This window comes from Lacinutrix cladophorae (assembly GCF_053604645.1).
Genome location: NZ_JBSHNR010000091.1, coordinates 1 through 377, shown reverse-complemented (window position 1 = coordinate 377; position 377 = coordinate 1). Strand labels below are relative to the sequence as shown.

1 pseudogene is annotated in these 377 nt (G+C 45.6%); it reads left to right on the top strand.

Annotated features, from left to right (window positions below):
* Positions 1-377, top strand: a pseudogene (locus ACVC3Y_RS05835) (hypothetical protein); the annotation flags it as partial.

The following is a 377-nucleotide window of genomic DNA, read 5'->3' as shown; positions in this document are numbered from 1 at the left end:
GATACAACTAGTGATTGGTATACATCCGATTGTGATGGAGACGGAGTAATCAACGGAACAGAAGTAGATCCAGATATGGATGGTACTGCAGGACCTGATGGAACGGATCCAACCGATCCATGTGATTACAACGTAGCAGATGTTACAGTAACTCCAAGTGGAGATTGGTTAACAGCAGATTGTGATGGTGATGGAGAACCAAATAGCACAGATACAGATCCATTTGATCCATGTGCTGGTGATACAGACATAACAACAAACCCACAACCAACCGATCCAAACTATTCTGTTTGGGCAGCAGCAGATTGTGATGGCGATGGCGCACCAAACGGTACGGACACAGCACCATATGATCCATGTGTAGGTGGCGATGTAGT